24 protein-coding genes are annotated in these 25,043 nt (G+C 44.5%); 8 read left to right on the top strand and 16 right to left on the bottom strand.

Annotation, left to right across the window (positions count from 1 at the left end; all coding sequences use genetic code 11):
• Position 1: 1 nt before the first annotated feature.
• The 15 genes from addA to ERX35_RS01360 form a co-directional block, all read right to left on the bottom strand.
• Entirely contained in the window at positions 2-3,499 is a 3,498-nt protein-coding gene (gene addA / locus ERX35_RS01430) for a helicase-exonuclease AddAB subunit AddA (RefSeq protein WP_170234498.1), read from the bottom strand.
• Positions 3,480-6,854, bottom strand: coding sequence for a helicase-exonuclease AddAB subunit AddB (gene addB, locus ERX35_RS01425; protein ID WP_149458122.1), 3,375 nt, complete (start codon positions 6,852-6,854; stop codon positions 3,480-3,482). The genes addA and addB overlap by 20 nt, the downstream gene beginning before the upstream one ends.
• 60 nt (positions 6,855-6,914) lie before the next feature.
• Positions 6,915-7,484, bottom strand: coding sequence for a signal peptidase I (gene lepB, locus ERX35_RS01420; RefSeq protein ID WP_149458121.1), 570 nt, complete (start codon positions 7,482-7,484; stop codon positions 6,915-6,917).
• A gap of 13 nt (positions 7,485-7,497) precedes the next feature.
• Positions 7,498-7,983: a signal peptidase I gene (gene lepB / locus ERX35_RS01415; RefSeq protein WP_149458120.1), complete on the bottom strand. Its 486-nt coding sequence runs from the start codon at positions 7,981-7,983 to the stop codon at positions 7,498-7,500.
• Positions 7,983-8,585: a TVP38/TMEM64 family protein gene (locus ERX35_RS01410; protein WP_149458119.1), complete on the bottom strand. Its 603-nt coding sequence runs from the start codon at positions 8,583-8,585 to the stop codon at positions 7,983-7,985. Before ERX35_RS01410 ends, lepB (ERX35_RS01415) begins: the two co-directional genes overlap by 1 nt.
• A gap of 97 nt (positions 8,586-8,682) precedes the next feature.
• Entirely contained in the window at positions 8,683-10,029 is a 1,347-nt protein-coding gene (locus ERX35_RS01405; RefSeq protein ID WP_149458118.1) for a glucose-6-phosphate isomerase, read from the bottom strand.
• A gap of 113 nt (positions 10,030-10,142) precedes the next feature.
• Positions 10,143-11,012, bottom strand: a complete 870-nt coding sequence (locus ERX35_RS01400; protein WP_149458117.1) for a glycerophosphodiester phosphodiesterase — start codon at positions 11,010-11,012, stop codon at positions 10,143-10,145.
• A gap of 146 nt (positions 11,013-11,158) precedes the next feature.
• Positions 11,159-12,319 carry an iron-containing alcohol dehydrogenase gene (locus ERX35_RS01395; protein WP_149458116.1) on the bottom strand — a complete coding sequence of 387 codons (1,161 nt, stop codon included), beginning with the start codon at positions 12,317-12,319 and terminating at the stop codon, positions 11,159-11,161.
• Between the two features lie 114 nt (positions 12,320-12,433).
• Positions 12,434-13,678, bottom strand: a complete 1,245-nt coding sequence (locus ERX35_RS01390) for a Glu/Leu/Phe/Val family dehydrogenase (protein ID WP_149458115.1) — start codon at positions 13,676-13,678, stop codon at positions 12,434-12,436.
• Positions 13,679-13,782: 104 nt separating this feature from the next.
• Entirely contained in the window at positions 13,783-14,976 is a 1,194-nt protein-coding gene (locus ERX35_RS01385) for an ornithine--oxo-acid transaminase (protein ID WP_149458114.1), read from the bottom strand.
• Between the two features lie 61 nt (positions 14,977-15,037).
• Positions 15,038-16,588, bottom strand: coding sequence for an L-glutamate gamma-semialdehyde dehydrogenase (pruA, locus tag ERX35_RS01380; RefSeq protein WP_149458113.1), 1,551 nt, complete (start codon positions 16,586-16,588; stop codon positions 15,038-15,040).
• Between the two features lie 208 nt (positions 16,589-16,796).
• On the bottom strand, positions 16,797-17,168 hold the full coding sequence (gene ygs, locus ERX35_RS01375) for a S1 domain-containing post-transcriptional regulator Ygs (RefSeq protein WP_149458340.1): 372 nt from the start codon (positions 17,166-17,168) through the stop codon (positions 16,797-16,799).
• 65 nt (positions 17,169-17,233) lie between these two features.
• Positions 17,234-17,488 (bottom strand): DUF1871 family protein, encoded by a 255-nt coding sequence (locus ERX35_RS01370; RefSeq protein WP_246143097.1) that lies wholly within the window; start codon positions 17,486-17,488, stop codon positions 17,234-17,236.
• A complete protein-coding gene (locus tag ERX35_RS01365) occupies positions 17,478-17,678 on the bottom strand; it encodes a hypothetical protein (RefSeq protein WP_149458111.1) in 201 nt (66 codons plus the stop codon). The genes ERX35_RS01370 and ERX35_RS01365 overlap by 11 nt, the downstream gene beginning before the upstream one ends.
• 96 nt (positions 17,679-17,774) lie before the next feature.
• Positions 17,775-18,368, bottom strand: coding sequence for a peptidylprolyl isomerase (locus tag ERX35_RS01360; protein WP_149458110.1), 594 nt, complete (start codon positions 18,366-18,368; stop codon positions 17,775-17,777).
• Positions 18,369-18,430: 62 nt separating this feature from the next.
• Between ERX35_RS01360 and kapB the strand changes: the two genes are divergently transcribed.
• The 8 genes from kapB to mnhG all read left to right on the top strand — a co-directional run bounded on the left by kapB (position 18,431) and on the right by mnhG (position 24,597).
• Positions 18,431-18,829, top strand: a complete 399-nt coding sequence (gene kapB / locus ERX35_RS01355; protein ID WP_149458109.1) for a sporulation phosphorelay system protein KapB — start codon at positions 18,431-18,433, stop codon at positions 18,827-18,829.
• A 116-nt stretch (positions 18,830-18,945) separates the two neighbouring features.
• Positions 18,946-21,303 carry a Na+/H+ antiporter subunit A gene (locus tag ERX35_RS01350; RefSeq protein ID WP_149458108.1) on the top strand — a complete coding sequence of 786 codons (2,358 nt, stop codon included), beginning with the start codon at positions 18,946-18,948 and terminating at the stop codon, positions 21,301-21,303.
• Complete coding sequence (locus tag ERX35_RS01345) at positions 21,284-21,712, top strand: Na(+)/H(+) antiporter subunit B (protein ID WP_149458107.1); 429 nt, start codon at positions 21,284-21,286, stop codon at positions 21,710-21,712. The genes ERX35_RS01350 and ERX35_RS01345 overlap by 20 nt, the downstream gene beginning before the upstream one ends.
• Positions 21,712-22,053 (top strand): Na(+)/H(+) antiporter subunit C, encoded by a 342-nt coding sequence (locus ERX35_RS01340; RefSeq protein WP_149458106.1) that lies wholly within the window; start codon positions 21,712-21,714, stop codon positions 22,051-22,053. Before ERX35_RS01345 ends, ERX35_RS01340 begins: the two co-directional genes overlap by 1 nt.
• Positions 22,043-23,515, top strand: coding sequence for a Na+/H+ antiporter subunit D (locus tag ERX35_RS01335; protein ID WP_149458105.1), 1,473 nt, complete (start codon positions 22,043-22,045; stop codon positions 23,513-23,515). The genes ERX35_RS01340 and ERX35_RS01335 overlap by 11 nt, the downstream gene beginning before the upstream one ends.
• Positions 23,515-23,994 carry a Na+/H+ antiporter subunit E gene (locus tag ERX35_RS01330; protein ID WP_149458104.1) on the top strand — a complete coding sequence of 160 codons (480 nt, stop codon included), beginning with the start codon at positions 23,515-23,517 and terminating at the stop codon, positions 23,992-23,994. The genes ERX35_RS01335 and ERX35_RS01330 overlap by 1 nt, the downstream gene beginning before the upstream one ends.
• A complete protein-coding gene (locus ERX35_RS01325) occupies positions 23,991-24,278 on the top strand; it encodes a Na(+)/H(+) antiporter subunit F1 (protein WP_149458103.1) in 288 nt (95 codons plus the stop codon). Before ERX35_RS01330 ends, ERX35_RS01325 begins: the two co-directional genes overlap by 4 nt.
• On the top strand, positions 24,256-24,597 hold the full coding sequence (gene mnhG / locus ERX35_RS01320; protein WP_149458102.1) for a monovalent cation/H(+) antiporter subunit G: 342 nt from the start codon (positions 24,256-24,258) through the stop codon (positions 24,595-24,597). The genes ERX35_RS01325 and mnhG overlap by 23 nt, the downstream gene beginning before the upstream one ends.
• A gap of 42 nt (positions 24,598-24,639) precedes the next feature.
• Here the strand turns inward: mnhG and ERX35_RS01315 are convergent, their stop codons facing one another.
• Complete coding sequence (locus ERX35_RS01315) at positions 24,640-25,029, bottom strand: hotdog fold thioesterase (protein ID WP_170234509.1); 390 nt, start codon at positions 25,027-25,029, stop codon at positions 24,640-24,642.
• Positions 25,030-25,043: the final 14 nt, after the last annotated feature.

Below are 25,043 nucleotides of genomic sequence, written 5' to 3'. Positions count from 1 at the left end.
ATTAAACCTCTACCTCTTGATACTCAAAAAAATACAGAAAGCCTGTGACCGGCTCCTTGACCATTTCTTCCAATGCTTTCTTGTAAAACTGCATCTGAATCTTGTAACGCTGCTTCAGCTGCTCGGCCACTTCTGCTTTAGACTGGCCTCTCCGTGCAATAAAACGGTCCGTCTTGAAATCGACGAAATAATACTTTCCTTCATAGATGAAGACACAGTCAATCATCCCCTGCACCAGCTGTTCCATCGGTGCATCAGCAAGCCCTTCACCTGTCAAATAAGATTTTCCGATGACAAACGGCAGCTCGGTGTACACTGCCTTCGACTCACTGATCATCTTGTATAACGGTGAATGTGTATATCGAACAAGCGCTTCTAAATCAATCTCTTTGATGTCTTCTGTCCCAATGATTTTTTTCGCAATAAGCTGCGCAAGAAACTGTGACAGTTCATCTGCTGACAGCTCGTGACCTTGGTAAGGGAAATGCTGCATCACGGTATGCATTAAAGTTCCGCGTTCAGCAGCTGTGCGTTTCTTCTCAGTCATAAACTTCGGCCGCTCGTAAGACGCCCGGTCCAGCTGATACTGGTTGACAAGTGTCCACGTTGTCGCACCGTCATCTACTTCAGTCTGCCGTTTAATATCGGAGACTGATTCTTTGGTCGGCAGTTTGTTCATCTGAGTGAAAGGATAATGATAGTTCATACGCTCATTCAGCCAGTCTGCGGTTTGAGCGGACAACACAGCGTCCTCTGTCTGGTCTATCTCAGCTGACTGTTCGAGCGATGCCACAAGCTGTACTTGAATGTCAGTCAGCGGCGCTGATTCGTTAAGCACACTGCCGATAATCAACGCGAGCGGTGACGAAGCACCGCGTCTGAAGCGCTCGTCTAATGTACCCGCGAGTTTAACCTGCGTCCAGCTCTCAATATTTCTGCGGGATGCTTTACCGAGCAGAATCAGCCGTTCCTTTGCTCTAGTGAATGCCACATACATTAAGCGCATTTCTTCGGAGATAATTTCAATGCGGGCGACATGCTTGAACAGATGATTCATCAATGTCGGATAACTTAAGTGCCGGATTGGATCATAATAGCTTATCGCAAGCCCTAAGTTCTGATTAAGCTGCACCATCCCGTTCAAATCCATCATATTGAATTCCCTTCCGAGCCCGGCATAGATGACAAACGGAAACTCCAGCCCTTTACTGGCGTGTACGGTCATCATGCGGACGACATCCGCTTCTTCAGAAACAATGTTCACTTCACCGAAATCCTTGCCTTCACTCAGCATGTTATCGACGTAGCGGATAAACTGATACAGCCCGCGGTAACTGGATCTTTCGAAATCTTCTGCTTTCGCAAGCAGGCCGAGCAGGTTCGCCTGCCGCTGTGCGCCTCCTGTCAAAATCGCGAACTTCTCCACAACAAATAGTCTGCTGTATACGGCTTCAAGCAGCTGTCTGACGCTCAGCGTTCTCGCCCATTCCCGGTACAGTGACAAGTCTGTGAGAAACTGAGTAACTTTCTGACTAAGTGCATTATCATGCACTTCGACATATTCCGTTAAATTATTGAAGAAATAAATGTCTTTATTGCTCAGTCTTATCTCCACAAGCTCCACTTCATCAAATTGATAGAGCAGTGAACGGAGTATTCCGACGAGATGGATGTCCTGCAGCGGATTATCGATGATTCGCAGCAGACTCATTATCGTCCGTATTTCATCCGTCTGAAAATAACCAGTTCTACTGTTGACGTGAAATGGAATCCCATATTTCTTCATGATTGTCTGATGATCGTTCGCCTGAGTAAAGCTGCGTTCTAACACAACAATATCCCGGTACTCAGCGGGCCGGTAAACACCGGTTTTCATATCATAAACTTGTTCGTGCTGAACAATCTCTTTAATTTTGTGCGCTATCCATTCACTTTCAGCTGCCGGAGTATCGATGTCATCTTTTACCAGGACTGTAAGTTCTGTCGCTGTGTGATTATCATCAAACGGTGCGCCGTAATAAAGCTGCTGCTTCTCATCGTATGAAATCTCCCCCACTTCTTCGTCCATCAGTCTGCGGAAGACCGCATTCGTGTCTTCAATGACTGGCTCTCTTGACCTGAAATTGCGCGACAAGTCAATAACGATGCCATCATCTGTCTGATTGAACCGTTTGTATTTCTCAAGAAATAAGCCGGGCTCTGCCTGACGGAACTTATAGATGGACTGCTTAACGTCGCCGACCATAAAGAGATGATCGTTATTGATAAGCTGTACGATTGTCTCCTGCACTCTGTTCGTATCCTGATACTCATCGACAAGTATTTCCTTATAACGTGTTTTTAACGCTTCAGCAATCGGTGTCGGCTCATTGTGCTGCATTAAGATCTGCAGTGCCAGATGTTCATAGTCGCTGAAATCAAGAATTTTGCGTTCGCGTTTCTTCTGCCGGAAATGCACGATTAAATCCTGCGTTAGATTAGTCAATGTCTTTACTTCAGCAGCCATCGCTTCTATATCTGCCATCATGTCAGCGGGTGCCGCATAGAAATAATCATGGCGTACGCTCTCCAGCTGAGCTTTCGCTTCATTTAGCAGCTGCTTGATACGTGCTTCAGTCAGCTCATCATGACGCATCTCCTCGACACTCTTCGAAAATCTGAAGGCGGGAATCTGCAGGCCGTCAAGCGCCATGAACTGCTCATAGAGCTTCTCAAAATCACCTGATAGCCCTTCTAATCTTCTCGCATAAGGTTCTACAGCAAGATAGTGCTTTTCGTATGCCGGGCCGTCAAGCAGCAGACTTGCTTCGGTCAGCAGTTCAGCCGCCGACTTTACAGCATCGGTAATGACAGCTGTCAGCCGCTGGAACAGCGGATGATCGATAGACAGTGCGCTGTAGTTGTCTGATAAGCGCTGCAGCCACTGTTCAGGCTCAGGATTGGCAATGGCAAAGTAATACAGCTGTTTAATCGTCTGCCGGAGTGTCTGGTCATGGCGGTCTGTCGACAGATGGAGCGCGGTTCTCAGGAAATCTTCGTCAGGCGTCCCGTAGTGCTGCTCCATCACTTCATCCAGCGACTGCATGAGCAGCAGTGATACTTCTTCATCACTTGCTGTTCTGAACGCCGGGTCCAGGTCAATAGTATAGTAATACTGTTCAATCAGTTTCAGACAGAAGCTGTGGAGCGTCGAGATTTCAGCGGCATGAATTTTGACGAGCTGTGTTTTTAAATGGTCAGTCGGCTGCTTCATCGCTTCGCGCTGAATCGCCTCGTGTATGCGCTCTTTCATCTCGCGGGCGCTGGCGTTAGTAAATGTCACTACAAGCAGTTCATCCAGGCTTAAATTGTCATTCACTATTTTCTGGATGATTCGTTCAACGAGGACAGCAGTTTTGCCGCTGCCGGCTGCTGCCGCGACCAGAATATCGCTGCCGTCTGCCGTGATCGCTTCCCACTGTGCATCTGTCCACTGAGAATCAATGGGTTTCTGTCTCATGCTCATCCTCCTTAAGTATAGCTTTCACATCAATGCTTTCATCTACTGTTCTGACATCCTGTGCATTAATCAGCGGGTCAATATGGCACGTTGATTTAAAGGCACAGAACTGACACGGCAGCCTGCCGCCAAATTCAAGCGGCGCAACTTTCGTATGGCCGTCCATAATATGTTCTGCTGTCGACACAAAGTTGTGGCGGTTAATATCGATGAGCTTTCTTATTTCACGTTCTGACAGTGTTCTTGAGCTGCTGTAAAATGTGCCGTCTTTTTTAAGTTTAGCCGGGATAACCGCTGACTTGACACCGACGTCAAGCGTCGTATCAAGCTTCGAAGCGATCTCAAGATCATCGACGATAAAGCCCTGCAGCCTGAACTGCTCTAAATAGGATAACTCGTGATCTTTAATATCATTGCGGTTGTTGTAGTTCAGCATCGGCGCCTTCACATGGAAATAAAGCATCGCTGCCGGTGAAAGACGTTTTGCTGTGATTTTTTTATCGTTCTGCAGGGCGACGTCCATATAAGTGAGCATCTGCATCTGCTTGCCGTAATACACTTCACGGAGATCCAGTTCATGGCTCGATGATTTGTAATCGATAATACTGACATAATCTTTATCGCGTCCTTCAAGCACATCAATTCTATCGATTTGCCCGCGGATGGAAATCGGGATGCCTCTGTTTGTATACAGCTTCTGTACTGCAAACTGGTCACGACGAGATGGGTCTGCATTGAAGCTCTGCTCAAACTTAGCCATTCTGAACTGACTGCGCGACTGCTGGAACTGCAGGGCAGTCAACGTCTCGGTCAATATTTTAGTGATCTGATTGATCATAAACTGATAGTACGCTCTTGAATACAGCACTTGATACTGCACTTCAGGCAGCAGGTCTTTTAACGTCACTTCCACATAACGCCGCAGTGATTCTTTTGACATCGTTATAATGGAGTCCTTTATTTCCTCGGAAATAAGCTTTAAGGCGTGATGAAAAATGTTACCGAGTTCAAAGTGCTGAAACTCAAACGGCGTTCGTTCATTCAATCTTAAGCCGTGTGCAGCAAAATGCTGGAATGGACAGTTATTGTAACTCTCAAACCGTGAGACACTGGCCTTTATTTCCTCGCCGTAAAGCTCAACGGACCGCTGTTCACTCAGCTGCAGCGTAGCATTCGTATAATCTTTGAGCCGATAGACTTCATTAAACACAGGAATGCGCTTCATCCATTCTGCGACTGCATACCATTCCGGTGCCTCCAGATGGCTGATAATATAAGGAATACCTGTTCTGACAGTCTCAACAAGCTGCTCAGGACGTGTGTCTTCAGCAATGACGTGAGTGGAGAGTTCAGGGAAGATGGCTTTCAACTGATTGATATAGGAGGAGGGCCGTCTCGCGCTGCCATCTTCGCCCATCAAACTATAATAAATATGCAGTTCTGTACTCGCATGGGTCAAAGCCTGATAAGCCACAAAGCTCTCGTCCATGGTCAGTGCAACGCTTGAAGGCGCAAGCTTCAGCACACCGGAAGATTCTATCATTGTTTTATCCTGGTCTGTAATCAATCCATTATCTTTAGTCATCCGAGGCAGCACCTCTTCATTGAAGCCGCATATAAAGACACATGGAATATTTTCAATGCGGGCAAGATCAAGGTTCAGAAGCTGGATTTCATCCAGCGCCTGCGGAATTGAACTGAATTCAAGTGAAACGAGACCGACATCAAACATCTCCTTCATCGTCTGAAAGTCAAGGGGCTCATCACCCAGCATTTCAACGAAGTCATCCATCACGTCAATGATGCCTTCATAGACCTGCTCATTTTTCAGCGCTTCTTCATTCATACCGAGCTGAACGAAACGGTCCTTCTCTGCCATCAAGTAGTCCGGAATTTTAATTTCCACAAGAAAATTATAGAGCAGCGCGGCAAACTGTTCAGCCCGCTCCACCGCCTTAATCTGCTCTGTAAAACCAAGCAGCAGTTTCGTGACATACTGGCGGAACGTGTTCATCGTCTCCCAGTTTTCCTGGCTGTAAGGCTTCCTTGTATCAAAGAAGAAACGGTCATCTTCCAGCCAGCGGTTAAAGGACAGCCCCCGTTCTATCACAGTGTTCTCCAGCATATCGATAAGAATCAGATCGCCCTGGATATCAAATCGGCGTGACAATAAACCTGTTTTCAATGCTCTGAACAGATGGTCATTCTGCCATGGCTGCGCAACGAAATCGAGCAGCGAGCGGATCAGTTCGATCGCCGGATGATGAATCATCTGTTCTTTATCATCCGTGTAAAAAGGAATCTCATACTGATCAAACATGGATTTCACCAGTGGAATATAAGATGTGTCGCGGTAGAGAACAGCCATTTCTGCGTAACGGAACTCCCCGGTCCGCGCCTTTTTATGGATGGTTCTGACGATGGCATCGGTTTCAGTTCTCATATGATCCGCCTCATTCAACGTAATGCCGTTCACCGGGCTTTCAGCAGGGAGCAGGGCGTCAAACTGCTGTTCCAGTACTTTTAAGCTCGGATTTTTATAGCGTGCGACATCTTTCAATGTGGTGATTTCTACCGGGATATTGATTTCCTGCAGACTTTCAACGAGCAGGTCCATCGTCTCTCTTGTCTTTCTGAACGTTTCGTTTTCTTTGGATGGATCAAGCGTCAAGGTCAAGGTCATGGACTTCGCATATTTTGCGAGCTGCTGGAGCACGACATATTCAATCGTCGTGAAATTATGGAAGCCGTCGATGTAAATATCAGCATGCCGGATCGTACGGGAAGCGGGAATCAGTTCATACAGAAATTGCATAATGTCTTCTGACTGAATATAAAGACCTGCGAGCTGTTCTTCAAGCGCTCCGTAAATCAGTCCGATGTCATGCAGTTTATGCTGCGTACGAACAGCCACGTCCTGTCGGCTCAGCTCCATCAATGCGTCAGGAGACACATTATATTTCTTGAACTCCTTAATCGTCTCAGTCAACTTCTGGCTGAAACCATAATACTTTGCAGATGTGCCGAATAATATGAGCTCATCCTGCATGTTTTTCAGCGTCAAATAAGTCAGCATCTCTATACCGGCTTTCGAGATCATTTCCTCGGACAAGCCGCCTTCTTCACTCATAATGCGCCAGGCAAGGCGGTCAAATCCGTAGACAGATGCCCTCAGACTTCCTTTAATCGCCGGATCAGCCGCAAAACTCTGCTCCAGCGAAAATGTCGTCTGTTTCGGTGCGATTAATATGACAGGATCGCCGAGCGGCTCTGCTACAATCTTCTCTTTAATCTCGGACATCATCTGGTACGTCTTTCCACTGCCTCGTCTACCAAGTAATAATTGAACGGTCATCTTATCCTCCTGACTAAAAAACACCTTTTATACAAGTATAAAAAGTGTTGATTAATGGTCTTATTTTTCAGTGGCAGGGTCAAAATTATAATGGAACACATTGAACGGCCAGAATCTTAAGACGACTTCACCGACCACCTGTTTTTCCTTGATAAGCCCGAAATAACGGCTATCTTTACTTACTTCCCGGTTATCGCCGAGCACAAGCAGCTCGCCTTTCGGGATTTTTGACTTACCGCCGGAATTTACTAAATCTTTCACAGAAAAGTTTTCAGTTAACAGTACATTCGTCTTTGCAAGCTTGTTCTCATCAAGGTATGGTTCTTTCACTTTTTTATTGTTGATATACAACGTGTCATCTTTATACATCACTGTGTCTCCACCGACACCGATGACCCGTTTGACATAATCGGATTTTTTATCGGCATGGAAGACGATGACGTCTCCTTCATTGATTTTGCCGAGCGTATAATTGATTCTGCTGACGATGACTTTTTCTCCGTCCTTCAACGTCGGATACATGGAATCGCCTTTGACTGAATAAGTCAGGAATAAAAACTGATGGATGACGAATAGCAGCACTAATGCTATTCCGATAGCTGAAAGCCATTCATATAATTCTTTTTTCAAAAAAGCCACCTCGTTAATTAGTTGTTTTATGCCAGTATGTATTGATTACTTTACCAAGGATATAATATTCGTTGACACAGCCGTACTCCCTGGAGTCAATGCTGTCCGCTAAATTATCCCCTAATACAATATAACATTTTTCAGGCACAATTTGTTCCTTCATACCTTCCACTTTAAGCAGACTGCTGTAATCAGCAGGCCGCTTTGTCACCTGCTCCCCGTTAACAAAAACCTGACTATGATGAACTGCTATATAATCGCCCGGTGCTGCGATAATACGTTTGACGAATGTGTCATGGTCATTCAGCCTGAAGAAGATGATATCTTTAGACCGGAGAGGGAAAAAAACATCTTCAAGCAGATTGACGACAACCCTGTCACCAGAATGGAAATAAGGTTCCATGGACTTTCCTTCAATGACATAAGTAGTGATGATAAATGAACGGATGACAATAATTAAAACAAGACTTAAAATAATAAAGGTTAACCATTTTCTCATTATTTTTTACCTGTTTTTCTATTATAATAAGACTCCAGTTTTTTACCTGCCCACCATAGCAGAACAAGCAGCAGCACGACAAGCACGGCCTTGTCGGGCTGGGCGAAGAACGACTTAATATCTGCACCGATAAAACTGAGAATCAGCAGCATCACGGCTTTCCCGAGACCGACAGCCAGCAAATATTCCCGCTGTCTTATATTAGATAAAGCAGCTACGATATTGATGACGCTGGACGGTGTAAACGGAAAACAGAGCAGTATGAATAAGGGTATGACACCTCGGGCATTGACTGATTCAATGAAACGATGGACTTGCGGACGGTCCGTGAACTTCTTAATGAACTTTGTTTCAGAAAAATATCTGATGATGAGAAAAACCGCATAGGCACCTGTCATCGCACCGCTCCACGTCAACAAAAAGCCCGGGATAATCCCATAGGCGTTAGAATTAACCACGGCAAATACAACAAGCGGCAGCACTGGAAAGAAAGCTTCTAGAAATGGCAGAAGAAATGCAATAATAATGCCAAACGATTTAAATTTTTCAATCCAGCCCATCACAGAATCCTCTGATAAATAATGATGAACCCACTCTGTCATTACATAACCTACTTTAATATTTTTTTGTTATTGACTACCAGTTTAAACTATAAAGGCCAAAATAAAAAGAAAACCGCTATGCGGTTTTCTTTAAAGCTTAGTTATTCAGGCGTTCTTCAAGTTCTGCCTTTTTATCTTCATAACCTGGTTTACCGAGCAGTGCAAACATATTCTGTTTGTAGGCTTCAACACCAGGCTGATTGAACGGGTTGACCCCGAGGAGATAGCCGCTCATCGCACAGCTGAGTTCAAAGAAGTAGACAAGGTAACCGAATGTGTAAGCATCCTGCTTAGGAATCTCAACAACTAAGTTCGGCACACCGCCGTCTGTATGGGCAAGCAGTGTTCCCTGGAACGCCTTCGTATTGACATAATCCATCGTCCGTCCTGCAAGGAAGTTCAGACCATCCAGATCATTTTCCTCTTCTTCAATCGTAATATCTGCTCTCGGCTCTGCCACTTTGATGACCGTTTCAAATAAGTCGCGTCTTCCTTCCTGGACATACTGACCTAACGAATGAAGATCAGTTGAGAAGTTCGCACTTGACGGATAAATCCCTTTAAAGTCCTTGCCTTCTGATTCGCCGAACAGCTGCTTCCACCATTCATTGAACAGCTGCAGGCTCGGCTCATAGTTGATCAGCATTTCGATCGTATAGCCTTTATTGTAGAGAATATTGCGGATGGCAGCATACTGATAGCTGATATTATCTTCCAGCTCAGAAGAAGACAGATCATTTCTCGCATCTGCTGCCCCTGTCATCATCTGGTCGATATCAATTCCCGCTGCTGCAATCGGCAGAAGGCCGACAGCTGTCAGCACTGAATAACGGCCGCCGACGTCATCAGGCACGACGAATGTTTCATAGCCTTCTGTATCAGCAAGTGATTTCAATGCACCTTTTGCTTTGTCTGTTGTCGCATAAATACGTGATTTCGCTTCTTCTCTGCCGTACTTCTCTTCAAGCAGCTTCTTGAAGATTCTGAATGCCACTGCAGGTTCTGTCGTTGTCCCGGACTTAGAGATGACATTGATTGAGAAATCTTTGCCGTCGAGATACTTTATCAAGTCTGTTGTATAGGATGAAGATAACTGATGACCTGCAAAAATAATCTGCGGACGGCCTTCCTGCGGTGCGAAGTTATCAAATGAATTCGACAGCATTTCAATCGCTGCACGTGCGCCGAGATATGAACCGCCAATGCCGATCACAAGCAGTACTTCACTATCTGATTTAATTTTCTCTGATGCTTTTTTAATGCGGTCAAACTCTTCTTTATCATAGTTTTCAGGTAAGTCCACCCAGCCTAAAAAGTCACTGCCCGCTCCACTGCCTTCGTGAATCGTATGATGTACATTTTTGACTAAATCTCTCACTTGGTCCATTTCGTGCTGACCAAAAAATGTCAGTGCTGTCTCATAATCAAATTTAATATATGTCATGATTACCCTCCTGAATATCGTCTCACCATCATTTTACTCTATTACAGTAAAGTTCTCAATGAAACGCCTTGCTTAACCTGTTAAAAAGCAGGGCATTAGCACGCCCGACAATATTATTTCACTTTCTTTTCTTCGTTAATCCGTTTATAGACATCAGGATAATTGGTGAAAACACCGTCTACACCATAACTGTTCAACCGTCTCATGTCAGCTTCAGTGTTGACGGTGTATGGATGTACAATCAATCCATTTGAATGTAGTCGTTTTGTATTAGCTGCGGTCAAATCTTTATAGTTCGGTCCGATTCCGACTACTAAATTCCGCAATGTTTTAAGCTGCTGATCCGTTAATGTATCAATAACACCTTTATCCATCAGTTTCACTAATGGAATCGCTGCATCCAGCTGATGCACTTTAATGAGACTGGCTGTAGAGAATGATTGAATAAGCACATGTCCTTTTTTCAGCTGATTCTTCTTCAATAGACCATGATGACTGAGCGTATTCAGCAGCATTTCTTCCATCCCCGGATAAACTTCCGGTGATTTAGTTTCGATATAGTACTTCGCTTGCGTGCCATAGCGTGAAATCACTTCATCAAGTGTCGGTACTTTTAGCCCGACGTATTCCGAGCGTGCCTGTTCAGGATACTTTTCATTGAACCAGCTGCCGGCATCCAGTGCTTTAAGCTCAGCCAGTGTGTAATCTTTAACAAGCCCTGTACCATTAGTTGTCCGGTCAACAGTTTCATCATGCATGGCAACCAGCTGGCCATCTTTTGTCATCTGAAGATCGACTTCAATATAATCTGCGTTCATGTTAAAGTGGCTCATATCATAACTTGCGAATGTGTGCTCTGGCGCATAGCCGCTTGCACCTCGGTGAGCAATCACAGAGTGTATTTGTTTTTTTGCATCGACATACGGAGGGGTAACGAAAAGCCCGATTAAGCTGACAAGCATTAATGTGATGAGTTTCTTCATTTAAAATCCTCCTTGGCTATTTATTATGTATTACAGCATTATCATAACGAGTTACAACCCCTATATGTTTGTTTTCATCAATACTTAACTAATTTTACAGAGCCAAAATAAAAAAGACTCTAAAAAGATAGAGTCTTTACTTAAATTTAGTGTGCCAATTTATAGATTTCAATGACGTCCTCTTTATTCAATTTGTAGAAATTTCCGAACGGACCGTTGAACAATGTTTTATCCGCAAATACTTCAAAATCTGATTCAGGAATATCAAATTCACTCAAGCTTGACGGTGCACCGATAGCCTTCCAGTAATCAGTGATACCTGCTATGCCGGCCTTCACTTTTTCTTCCTGTGGTAATGATGCATCGACATCAAAGACATCTTCTGCAAACTGTGCGAAGCGTTCCGGTGACTTCCCGCTGACATATGTCATCCATGCCGGGAATAACACGGCAAGGCCTGCACCATGGGCAATATCATGAACGGCACTGACAGCATGCTCAATGTTGTGAGTCGCCCAGTCACCGTTATAGCCCATACGCATAAAGCCATTCAAAGCAACCGTCGCACCGATCATCAGTGTTTCGCGTGCTTCATAGTTTTCAGGCTCATCCTGCACGGCAAGACCTGCTTTCATAATTGCTTTCATCACACCTGCAATCATCGCATCACCGACGGCACTGTTGTCAGCTTCATTGAAATACTGTTCAAGCAGATGGCTCATAGAGTCAACGATGCCATTGACCGTCTGATTTTTCGGCAGTGTATACGTCACTTCCGGGTTAAGCAGTGAGAATTTAGGGAAGACTAGCGGTGAACCCCAGCCTAGTTTTTCATTCGTCTCCCAGTTCGTGATGACACTGCCTGAATTCATCTCAGAACCTGTTGCAGCAATCGTTAAAATCGTACCGAACGGCACAGCCGCTGTCGGTGTCACTTCACGAGTCACGATTTTCCATGGGTCTTCATCGATCGTGCTCGCAGCTGAAATCAGTTTCGTACCATCGATAACGCTGCCGCCGCCGATTGCAAGAATGAAGTCAATATTATTATCCTTTACAAGCTGAACCCCTTTTTTCACAGTAGAAAGACGCGGGTTTGGTTCAATCCCTTCAAGTTCAAACACTTCAAATCCTTCAAGCAGGCCGATGACACGGTCATAAAGACCGGTGCGTTTAATACTGCCGCCGCCGTAAGTGATGAGTACTTTAGTACCTGATGTAAACTGGTTAATCATTGCCGGCAGCTTTTCAATACTGTCTTTACCGAAAACAAGTTGCGTCGGATTATAGAATGTAAATGAATTCATAAATAACCTCCAATAGTTGATAGTCATAAGTGTATAGGTAATCGCAGCATGATTAAATTAATATGCTCACACCATTAAAAAACACACTCACATGAGGTGAGTGTGTTTAACAGCTTATGCCCAGCCGCGGTAACGTGCAGCTTCTGCTGTACGTTTAATACCGACAATATAAGCAGCCAGTCTCATATCAATTTTACGATTTTCGGATAATGAATAAATAGTATCAAATGCTTTTACTAATTTTTCGCGTAATTTTTCGTTAACTTCTTCTTCTGTCCAGTAGTAACCTTGGTTGTTCTGAACCCATTCGAAGTAAGAAACTGTTACACCACCTGCACTTGCAAGTACGTCCGGTACAAGCAGGATGCCGCGGTCTGTCAGAATTTTTGTAGCTTCCATTGTTGTTGGACCGTTAGCCGCCTCTACAACGATATCCGCTTTAATATCATGCGCATTCTCTTCTGTAATCTGGTTAGAGATCGCAGCAGGGACAAGAATGTCACAATCTAACTCAAACAGTTCTTTATTAGTGATTGTATCTTCAAACAGATTCGTCACTGTACCGAAGCTGTCGCGACGGTCAAGCAGGTAATCAATATCAAGCCCGTTAGGATCATGCAGTGCACCGTGTGCGTCAGAGATACCGACAACTTTAGCACCAGCATCGTACAAGAATTTAGCAAGGAAGCTGCCGGCATTCCCGAAACCTTGAATGACGACACGAGAATCCTTCACTGTTTTACCACGGCGTTTCGCTGCTTCTTCAATAGCGATAACGACACCAAGAGCGGTAGAACGGTCACGACCTTGTGAACCACCCAGTACAATCGGCTTACCAGTGATAAACCCAGGAGAATTGAACTCATCCATTTTGCTGTATTCATCCATCATCCATGCCATAATCTGTGAGTTAGTGAAGACGTCCGGCGCCGGAATATCTTTTGTCGGCCCGACAATCTGAGAAATAGCACGTACGTAGCCGCGGCTCAAACGTTCTACTTCATGAATACTCATTTGACGTGGGTCACAGACGATACCGCCTTTACCACCACCGTAAGGTAAATCAACAATTCCACACTTCAATGTCATCCACATGGACAACGCTTTCACTTCATCTTCATCAACTTCCGGATGAAAACGTACGCCGCCTTTTGTCGGTCCGACAGCGTCATTATGCTGTGCTCTGTAACCTGTGAATGTTTTAACTGTCCCGTCATCCATACGGACTGGAATTCTAACTGTCAGCAAACGCATCGGTTCTTTGACTAATTCATACATACCTTCATCAAAGCCCAGCTTGTCCAATGCATCTTTAATAATTACTTGAGTTGATGATACTAAGTTTAAATGTTCCGTCATTATCCTCTTCGCCTCTTTTTAAAATAATTATTCGTTAACCATTGTAACACACTAAAGGTTAAATAAAATGGTCTAATTGATTTTTTGTAAACGCTATCAAATAATTATTTCGTGAATACTTTCTTAACCTGTTCGATTGCCCAGTCAAGATCTTCTTTAGAAATAACTAGTGGTGGTGCAAAACGAATGACTGTGTCATGAGTTTCTTTACACAGCAGTCCTAATTCTTTCAGCTGTTCACAGTATGGACGAGCATTCTCCGTTAATTCCACACCGATGAATAAGCCGCGTCCACGCACTTCTTTAATCACTGGGTTATCAATTTTCTTAAGTTCAGCTTTGAAGTATTCACCGAGTTCATTTGAACGTTCAGCAAGATTTTCGTCAAGAAGAACATCTAAAGCTGCAACAGATACGGCACATGCAAGCGGATTTCCACCGAATGTTGAACCGTGGGAACCTGCATTAAACACTTCAAGCACTTCTTTGTCAGCAAGCACACATGAAATCGGGAAGACACCGCCGCCTAATGCTTTGCCGAGAATGTACATGTCAGGTTCAACATCTTCCCAGCTTGTAGCGAAGAATTTACCAGAACGGCATAAGCCTGCCTGAATTTCATCTGCAATGAACAAAATGTTATTGTCATCACATAATTGACGTACTTCTTTCAGGAAACCTTCTGGCGGGATGATGATTCCTGCCTCCCCTTGAATCGGTTCAAGTAAGATGGCAGCTGTGTTAGGTGTGACTGCTGCTTTGATCTGCTCGATATCACCGAAATCAACTAATTTGAAACCACCAAGCAGCGGGCCGTAACCACGGCGGTATTCAGCTTCGCTTGACAATGATACAGCGGCCATCGTACGTCCGTGGAAGTTCCCTTTCATCGCGATGATTTCCGCTTGATTATCGGCAACGCCTTTAACATCATATGCCCAGCGGCGCGCTGCTTTGATCGCAGTTTCCACTGCTTCAGCACCTGTGTTCATCGGCAGAGCCATTTCTTTGTTTGCTAACTTGCAGATTTTTTCATACCAAGGACCCAGCTGATCACTATGGAATGCACGAGATGTTAATGTCACGCGGTCCGCCTGATCTTTTAATGCCTGCACGATTTTTGGATGGCGGTGGCCCTGGTTCACTGCAGAGTAAGCAGACAGCATGTCCATATATTTATTGCCTTCTGGATCTTTTACCCATACGCCGTCAGCCTCTGAAATAACGATTGGCAGTGGATGATAGTTTGGTGCGCCGTAGTGGTTAGTCTGTTCGATGATTTCAGTTGATTTAGTCATTGTTATCCCCTTTTTCATTAAAACAGTAGTGCATCATGCACTACTGCCATTGATTATTGTATTACAGCATTTCTGAAGATGTTCTACCTTGCATGTGAAGCACTAAGTAATCCGGACCGCCGGCTTTAGAATCTGTACCAGACATTTTGAAACCACCGAATGGCTGATAGCCAACGATTGCGCCTGTACAGCCGCGGTTGAAGTATAGGTTACCGACCATGAAATCACGGCGCGCTTCTTCTAAATGTTCGCGGTTGTTCGTGATGACAGCTCCTGTTAAACCATAATCCGTATCATTCGCAAATTTGATCGCTTCAGTGAAGTCTTTAGCTTTTGCGATGCCGACGACCGGACCGAAAATCTCTTCTTTCATGATGCGTGAATCATGTTTGACATCAACGAAGACTGTTGGATGGACAAAGTGACCTTCTTCTTCGTCAGTTGTTCCACCGACAAGCACTGTACCGCCATCTTCATTTTTACCGATTTCAATATATTCCTTAATTTTATTCAATGAATTTTCATCGATAACAGGACCCATGAAGTGTTCATTTGTTTCAGGGTTACCTACTGTTAATTTTTCTGTTTTTTCCTTAACTTTAGCGATGACTTCATCGTATACATCCTCAAGGACGATTGCTCTTGAACATGCGGAACATTTCTGGCCGGAGAATCCGAATGCAGATTTAACGATTGCTTCAGCTGCAAGTTCTAAATCAGCTTCTGAGTCAACGACAATTGTATCTTTACCGCCCATTTCAGCGATGACGCGTTTTAAGTTTAACTGGCCTTCGTGAACTTTGGCAGCACGCTCGTAAATATGCACACCGACGTCGCGTGAGCCAGTGAATGAGATAAAGCGTGTATCAACGTGATCGACGATGAAGTCACCGATATCGCGTGATGAACCAGGGATAAAGTTAACAACCCCTTTAGGCATGCCCGCTTCTTCTAATACTTCCATAAATTTGTAGGCAACTACTAATGTGTTTGATGAAGGTTTTAATAACACAGTGTTACCTGTGACAAGCGGTGCTACAGTCGTACCCGCCATAATAGCGAATGGGAAGTTCCATGGTGAGATAACAACGCCGACACCTAACGGAATATAGTCATAGCGGTTGAATTCGCCTGGACGGCTCTCTACTTTGACGCCATCTTTAAGACGCAGCATTTCACGGCCGTAGAACTCAAGAAAGTCGATTGCTTCTGCAGTATCTGCATCAGCCTCATTCCATGGTTTCCCTGCTTCTTTAACCATCAGTGCTGAGAATTCAAATTTACGGCGGCGGATGATTGCTGCCGCACGGAATAAAATGTCAGCGCGAACAGTAGCAGACGATGATCTCCAAGTTTCGAACGTTGCTTTAGCTACTTCCATTGCTTGTTCAGCATGCTCCTGAGTCGCCTTAGATACGAAACCGATTGTTTCATCTTTTTTAGCGGGATTGTATGAACGTACTTTATCTTCAGTCATAATACGTTCGCCACCGATAATCAGTGGATAGTCCTGACCTAAGTAACCATTGACCGTTTCAAGACCTTTCTTCATTGCCTGCTGATTTTCTTCTACAGTGAAATCAGTGAATGGTTCATGCTTATATGGAATCATTATAGTACCTCCTTGAAATTGGGTTTTAAGAAAACCCTTACAACATCTATAATGAACAAAAAATGCACGAAGTTCAACCTTTTCACACATATTCAACCATAAAAATTTTTTATGCATATTTATGAATAAATCTGGCGCTTTCTACATTATTAATGCATAAAAATAACCTGTAAAAAGGAACGGTATCATTACCGCTCTTTTTTACAGGTCACTGTATACGTTCTGCACGCGCTACCCATTCCGGCAGTTTCTGCTTCAACGACTCGAACCCTATGGCATCTGTCTGATTCAATTCCTCAAGCACAGATTTCTTTTCTTTTTTCCGTTCATGACGCTTAAAGTAGTCATTTTCCTTTAACGATAAATTAAGCTTACCATCTTCTGACACATCAATCACTTTCGCTTTGACAATCTGGCCGACTGTCAGAAAAAGGTTTAAGTTATGAATATAATCGTTCATCACTTCAGAAATATGAATTAAGCCTTCTACATGATCGGGGGTTTCAACAAAGGCACCATAAGGCTGAATACCAGTTACTTTGACTTTAATGAACTGGCCTTTTTTGTACTTATTCTTCACTGCCATGCCCCTCCTCATTATTAATAAACTAAGTTTACCATAATGAGTGGCAATGACCTAACATTCTATAACTTACATTGCATATTTAAAGTGGCCACACGGTCCAGCAGAAGGTGAATCTCTTCTGCAGGTATATATTGGTCAAAACTGAAGTGATAGACATGCTGGATACGTTTCACCGTTTCATCGCGGTCATCAGTCTGATGAATGATGTCCATGCAGTCATAGACTTCCTGGTCGCCCATCGATGCGTCCTCAAACTTCATCGGGTTCCAGTCAGCTATCAGTTTGTAAAGTTCGATATTAAATTCAGCGTTCATTATACAGTTCTCCGCTTTCCAGACGTTTCATGACTTCCTCTTCGAACGCTTTCATCTTCGCTTCTTCACGAACCGAGTGACGTTTGAAAAGGCGATAAGCTATATAAGCAAGCAGCATAAAGCATAATAATGTAATACTTGCCGGGATGTACTCCATTTTATTTTCTGGGAAGTATAGAAAATCCATCATTGTTTATCACGCTCCTAATCTATCAAATTATAGCATGATGAAAATATAAAAAAATCAATAAGTCATGAACATTTCATGACTTATTGATGCAAGGGACTACTTGATAATATTAATTGTTTCGATAGTGACATCTTCAACCGGTTTATCCTGCGGGCCGACTTTAACATCAGCGATCGCTTCTAATACATCCAGTCCTTCAATCACTTGTCCGAACACGGTATGCTTCTGGTCAAGCCATGGTGTACCGCCGCGTTCTGCATAGGCATCGACAACTTCTTCAGGCCAGCCGCCCTGCTTTAACTGTGACAGCATCTGCGCCGGAACCTGTTTCATCTGGACGATGAAGAACTGAGAACCATTCGTATTCGGGCCGGCATTTGCCATAGACAATGCCCCGTAAAGATTGAAGGCATTCATTGAGAACTCATCTTCAAATGAATCGCCGTAAATACTTTCGCCGCCCATTCCTGTACCGGTCGGGTCGCCGCCTTGAATCATAAAGTCATTGATCACGCGGTGGAAAGTAATGCCTTCATAATAACCCTGCTCAGCGAGCTGAATGAAATTGGCAACCGTCTTCGGTGCAATTTCAGGGAACAATTTAATTTTCATTGTCCCTTTTGATGTAACCATGTCAACGACACGTTCGTTTTCTGATATTTCTGTATTTAATTGCGGAAAATTAGTCATGATAACTGCTCCTTCATGATATGATAAGTACCATAATATATTAACACAAAAGGATGACGAACATGTATTATCAACTTTCATTTAAAACGGGACGCTATATTGTAGAAAAAGTAAGTGATCATCCGAACGGCGTGGTTGTTAAAGTCACTGCCGTTCTTATTCATCCCAAGCAGGGAGATCTGCATCATCCTCATGAGACTGAAGTGTTCTTCCATGAACGAAAAGCACTGGCTCAGTACGAAAAGCGCATTGTCAGCCCTAATCTTCTGAAGCCATATGACGATGCGGTCCCTGCTTATGAAGCCTCACTTTACAAGGCAGTCACTGCAATGGAGGAAAAACTGGCAGCAGAACCCACTTCTTTTAACCAGCTTGCCCTGCAGAAAATGCAGTCGCTGAAAAAAGAATATGCGCATTATTACGGGATAAAATTTGACGATTTTTCGAACAATGAAGGATAAATCAAGTGCTTTCTTCTTATTTAAGAACACCCGCTCACTAGTGCCCGGGCAACAGCTTATCGCATTTAAAGCGTTGCAGATTTTCTGTATACTTAATTTATTGAAGGAGGTCTTTCATGAGTTTATTACATTTAGCCGTCAGTCTGCCGTTTCTCGGCGCCCTACTTATCCCGCTGATACATTATTATAATAAACGGATTCATCCGGGTTATTTTGCACTGCTTGTTCCTGTGGCAGCCGCTGTACTGTTGTTGATGAGCGGCCAAGTCAGTCAATCAGTCAAATGGATGCCGCGCATCGGCTTGAATCTGGATTTCAGAATGGATGGTATCAGCCTGTTGTTCTGTCTGCTGATTACTGTCATCGGTGCACTCGTTGTCTTTTACTCTATCCATTATTTAAGCAGCCGTGAGCAGCTCGGTCATTTTTATACGTATCTGCTGCTGTTTATGGGTGCTATGCTCGGCGTTGTGCTCAGTGACAATGTTCTGTCGCTCTATCTGTTCTGGGAGCTGACAAGCATCTCGAGCTTTCTGTTGATTGCATTCTGGCATCATAAGGAGAAATCACTGCAAGGTGCTCTGAAGTCGATGCTGATCACTGTGTTCGGCGGCCTGATGCTGCTCGGAGGTCTGCTGACCTTAGTGTCTATTGCCCATACATTCAGTATCAGGGAAATGGTGATGCAGGCAGATGTGCTGCAGCAGTCTCCATTATTTACGACTGCCATGGTATTCATATTGCTTGCAGCATTCACAAAGTCAGCGCAGTTTCCGTTCCATATCTGGCTGCCTGATGCGATGGAAGCACCGACACCTGTCAGTGCTTATCTGCACTCTGCGACTATGGTGAAGGCCGGTGTTTATTTAATTGCACGGTTCACACCGCTCTTTGCACTGTCAGCACAATGGATTTACATTGTGACTTTTATCGGGGCAATTACGTTGTTCTGGGCATCGTTCAATGCAGTGAAACAGCAGGACTTAAAAGGCGTTCTTGCCTACAGCACGATCAGTCAGCTCGGACTGATGATGACACTGCTTGGTGTCGGCGGTCTCGGCGTCTATTATAATAACCAGCCGGTCTTCTATGCAGCGATTGCCGCCTGCGTCTTCCATATTTTCAACCATGCCTCATTCAAAGGGGCACTGTTTATGGTCGTCGGTATTATCGATCATGAGACAGGCACGCGCGATCTCAAAAAACTGTCCGGCCTGCTGCAGCTGATGCCTGTTACGTTTACCGCCGCTATCATCGGCGCACTCAGCATGGCCGGTGTACCGCCGTTCAACGGCTTTCTGTCTAAAGAGATGTTTCTGACGAGCATGTTTGACAGTAAGAGCGGCCTGTTCCATGGACCGTCGCTCGTACTGCTGCTGTCACTTGTTATCATTGGCAGCCTGTTGACGTTCATCTACTCTGTGAAACTGCTCAAAGACCTCTTTTTCGGTGGTCCGCCGTCGGTAGACAAACATGTCCACGAGGCACCGCTGTTATTGCTGTTGTCTCCTTTACTGATGGTTACTGTCGTTGTCTTCACCGGATTATTCCCGAATATACTGACGCCAATGATCGACAGTGCAGGACAGGCCATCTTGAACAAACATGTGGCACCGCTGCATATTTCACACTGGCATGGTGTTAACCCTGCATTGGTGACAACACTGCTGATTTTTGCGGCAGGTACGGCGCTCATCTTCACTTACCAGCAGTGGGCACCTATCTATTCAGTGCAGCGCCCGAACTGGACATTCAATTACGTTTACGAGAAACTACTGGCGGCCGCTGAATCCATTTCCTACCGTCTTAACAACAAGGTGATTACTGCCGGTATCCGCAGCCATTTACTGCTGGTCTTCAGCGCTTTAATCGTGATGACTGTCGTCCTGCTGCTGCAGGCACCGTTCAATTTCGGCAGCTGGCACTTATCAGAAGTCCGTTCGTTTGAACTGATTCTTGTCGTTCTGATATTGATTGCGACCTTTATGGTGATTGTCGCGAAGTCCCGTCTATTCAGTATTATTATGCTGAGTGCCATCGGTTATGCCGTCGGTCTGTTCTTCGTCTTCTTCAATGCGCCTGACTTAGCGCTTACACAGTTGACGATTGAAACGATTTCCACCGCATTATTTCTGATGTGCTTCTATCATCTGCCGAAGCTGTCACGCTACGAGGAGACCATGCCATTCAAACTGACTAATGCAGTGATTGCGGTCGGTGTCGGGGCTGTTGTGACCGTCATTGCACTGATGGCTTACGGCCATCGCTTTTCACCGTCCATCACTGAATATTACATTAAACATGTGTATGACCTGGCTCACGGTAAAAACATGGTCAACGTCATTCTCGTTGATTTCCGGGGCTTTGACACATTGTTTGAATCGACTGTACTCGGCATTGCCGGCATCGGCATCTATACATTGATTAAATTGCGGGACAGCAAGGAGGTCAATCATGAACAAACAAAGAAATGATGTTATTTTTCAATTCTGTACTTTAATTGTGTTTTTCATCATCTTCATGTTCAGCCTCTCCATCTTTCTGGGAGGTCATTATACACCGGGTGGTGGATTTGTCGGCGGTCTGCTCGTTGCAGGTGCTTTGCTGCTTGTTTTGATCGCCTATGACATTAAAACGCTGGAAAGTATACTACCAATAGACTTTAAGAAAGTCATAGCGGTCGGTCTCACTTTCTGCTATGCCACACCTTTAATTGCAGTGCTGCTCGGCAGACCATTTTTCACACACTTTTCCGGCGACCTGCATTTACCGCTGTTCGGCGCTGTGCACTGGCATACAGCCATGCTGTTTGACCTCGGTGTTATGCTCGCTGTCATCGGGACAACAATGACAATTATTCTGACGATAGGAGAGAATGAATAATGGAAGTGATCATGATTATATTGAGCGGCATTTTAATTGCTGCAAGTGTCTATCTCATCCTTTCTAGAAGCCTGCTCAGAATTATTATCGGGACATCTATTCTCACTCATGCGGTTAATTTACTGCTCCTGACGATGGGCGGCCTGAAAGAGGGGGCCATCCCTATTTATGATAAGCATATTGCGCGTTATGTGGATCCAATCCCGCAGGCCCTGATACTGACAGCTATTGTCATCAGCTTTGCTGTCACTGCCTTCTTCCTTGTACTGGCATTCAGAAGTTACAAGGAGCTCGGGACAGATAATATGTCGATGATGAAAGGAGTACCGGATGATAAGTAATCTATTAGTGTTTCCTGTGATTATTCCTGCTATTTTTTCACTTATTCTCATTTTCATCGGTAAGCGGCTGCTTATAAAGCGTATGGTTGTGCTGCTGGGTGCTGTCGTCACTACTTTGTTTGCAGCGCTTAATCTCTGGCATATCATTAAACACGGCATTCAGTTTCTTGAGCTCGGCAGCTGGCCCATCCCTTACAGTATTACACTGACCGTCGATCAGCTGTCAGCATCATTTGTGTTCATGACGTCATTACTGACTTGTCTAGTCATTATCTATTCCTACCAATCTATCGGTGTTGAACGGGAGCGCTATTACTACTACGCTTCACTGCTGTTTATGCTGACTGGTTTGAACGGTGCTTTTTCCACAGGAGATATTTTCAACTTATTTGTCTTCTTTGAAGTGTTTCTGATGAGCTCTTATGTATTGATGATTATCGGCGGTACAAAGATTCAGCTGCAGGAAAGTATTAAGTATATTTTAGTGAATGTCATCTCGTCATCGTTCTTTGTACTGGCGATAGCGATGCTGTATTCCGTTGTCGGTTCATTGAATATGGCAGATATCAGTGTGAAGCTCTCCGGACAGGAAAATCAGCCGATTATCGTGCTCTGTGCTATTCTCTTTATTTTTGTCTTTGCGACAAAAGCCGGGATGTTCCCCTTTTACTTCTGGCTGCCAGGGGCTTATTACGCACCGCCGATTCCGATTTTGACGATGTTCGGTGCACTGCTCACCAAAGTCGGCATTTATGCGATTATGCGGACTTATACTTTATTCTTTCCGACACACATCGTCGGCACATTCATTATGGTCATTGCACTGCTGACGATTATTTTCGGCTGTATAGGTGCTCTCGCCTATTACGATATGAAGAAAGTGATCATTTATAACATTATGATTGCGGTCGGTGTCATTCTGACCGGTGTCAGCCTGCTGTCCACTGACGGTATGCTCGGTGCGATTTATTATATCTTCAATGACATATTGATTAAAGCCGCATTATTCATGCTGGTCGGTGTTATCATTCATATGACAGGAGAAACTCAGTCGAACAGACTCGGCGGTATGATTAAAGATTATCCGGTGCTCGGCTGGACGTTTTTCATCGCAGCACTGTCGCTTGCAGGCATCCCTCCGCTCAGCGGCTTTTACGGTAAGTATTATATTGTTAAAGCGGCTCTTGCTGACGGTCATACGTTTGCAGCAGTTATCATTCTGCTGAGCAGCCTCATTGTGCTCTACTCCATCATCCGTATGTTCATTCACGTGTTCTGGGGTAACCCGGTCACAGTGACACCTGTCAAACCGTACCGCAGAATGCTGGTTGTCAGTGTCATCGCAACATGTCTCGCTGTCGCTTTCGGATTATACGCTGACCAGTTCTATCCGCTGTTTCATCAAGCAGCCCTCACCTTGACAGAGCCGTCCCATTACACACAAATAATGGAGGTGAACTAATGGCAGTACAGTTTCTGATCAATCTGTCCCTGACACTGCTCTGGTGCTTGATTACAATGAGCTTTTCTTTCGGCAACATTGTTCTCGGATTTTTGTTCGGGCTGTTCGCTGTTTTCGTCATGCGTCCTTTCCTGCCCGGACGCTTCTATTTACGGCCGCTTGTGAAAAGCATCCGGCTTTGTATCATTTTTATTATTGAGTTAGTGAAAGCAAACGTCCAAGTATTTAAAATTGTCCTCTCAAAAGAAATTGACATTTCACCGGCGTTTTTTGCCTATCCGACAGAATTGACGAAAGACTGGGAAATTTCATTGCTGTCACAGATGATTACTTTAACGCCCGGCACAGTCGTTGTGGCTGTCAGCAATGACCGTAAGACTTTATATATTCATGCGATTAATTTCTCGAATCTGGAAGATGAGATAGAGGGTATCCGCTCCTCATTTGAAGCGGCTATTAAGGAGGTTGGTATTAGATGACGATTATTGTAGTGATAGCACTTATTGTTGTCGTTGTCAGCATGTTCGGCTTTTTGTACCGCGCTGTCAAAGGGCCGAGTGTTGCTGACCGTGTAGTTGCTCTTGATGCGCTCGGCATCTCTCTCATGGCTGTCATTGCGCTGTTTTCAATCTTATTGAACACCACGCATTATATCAGTATTATGATGCTGCTTGCCATACTCTCATTCCTTGGGACCGTGTCATTCGCGAAATTTATGGATAAAGGAGAGATCATCGAATATGATCGACATCATCGTCAATAGTGCCGCCATGATTTTCATAATCCTCGGTGCTCTGCTAAGCTTCGCCAGTGCACTGGGTCTATATAGACTGCCTGACGTCTATACGCGTGGCCATGCTGCCAGTAAGGCATCAACGCTCGGAGTCATGTGTATTATATCCGGGGTGCTGCTGTTCTTCATCGGTAAAGATCATCAGTTTCAGCCGTCCCTGCTGCTGGCTATTTTGTTCATTTTCCTTACCGGCCCAATCGGCGGCCATCTTATTATGCGGAGTGCCTACTATACAGGTACACCTTATACAAAGAAGACCGTGAGAGATGATCTAAAAGATGCAAAATAGCTTAAACAAAGAAGAGTCCAGAATATCCTGGACTCTTCTTTGTTATCTTAATGTTTTGACGGCGACTGTGCACCGTGCAACTGACAGCAGCCGGTCATTATCATCGTAAACTTTAATATCCCATACATGGGTCGTCTTCCCTTGATGCAGAATCTCACCGACTGCTTTCACTCTGCCGGAGCGGACAGATGAGATATGATTGGCATTGATTTCAAGACCTAGTCCAAGCTCTTTGTCAAGGTCGATTAAATCTGCTGTCCCCATAGATGCGACTGTCTCACTTAAGGCGACACTCGCACCACCGTGCAGGTAACCGAACGGCTGCCTGACTTTATGAGTGACAGGCATGCTGATCACGAGTCTCCCTGGTGCTCTTTCTTCTATCTTCATCTCAAACTGCGTCAGCAGACTGTCTGTTGTAAATAACTCCATGAAATCCATTGTAT

The sequence above is a fragment of the Macrococcus equipercicus genome (assembly GCF_004359525.2).
In the GTDB taxonomy this organism is placed as follows: Bacteria; Bacillota; Bacilli; order Staphylococcales; family Staphylococcaceae; genus Macrococcus; species Macrococcus equipercicus.
The sequence above is the reverse complement of the archived record's forward strand: the minus strand, read 5'-3'. Positions and strand labels throughout refer to the sequence as shown.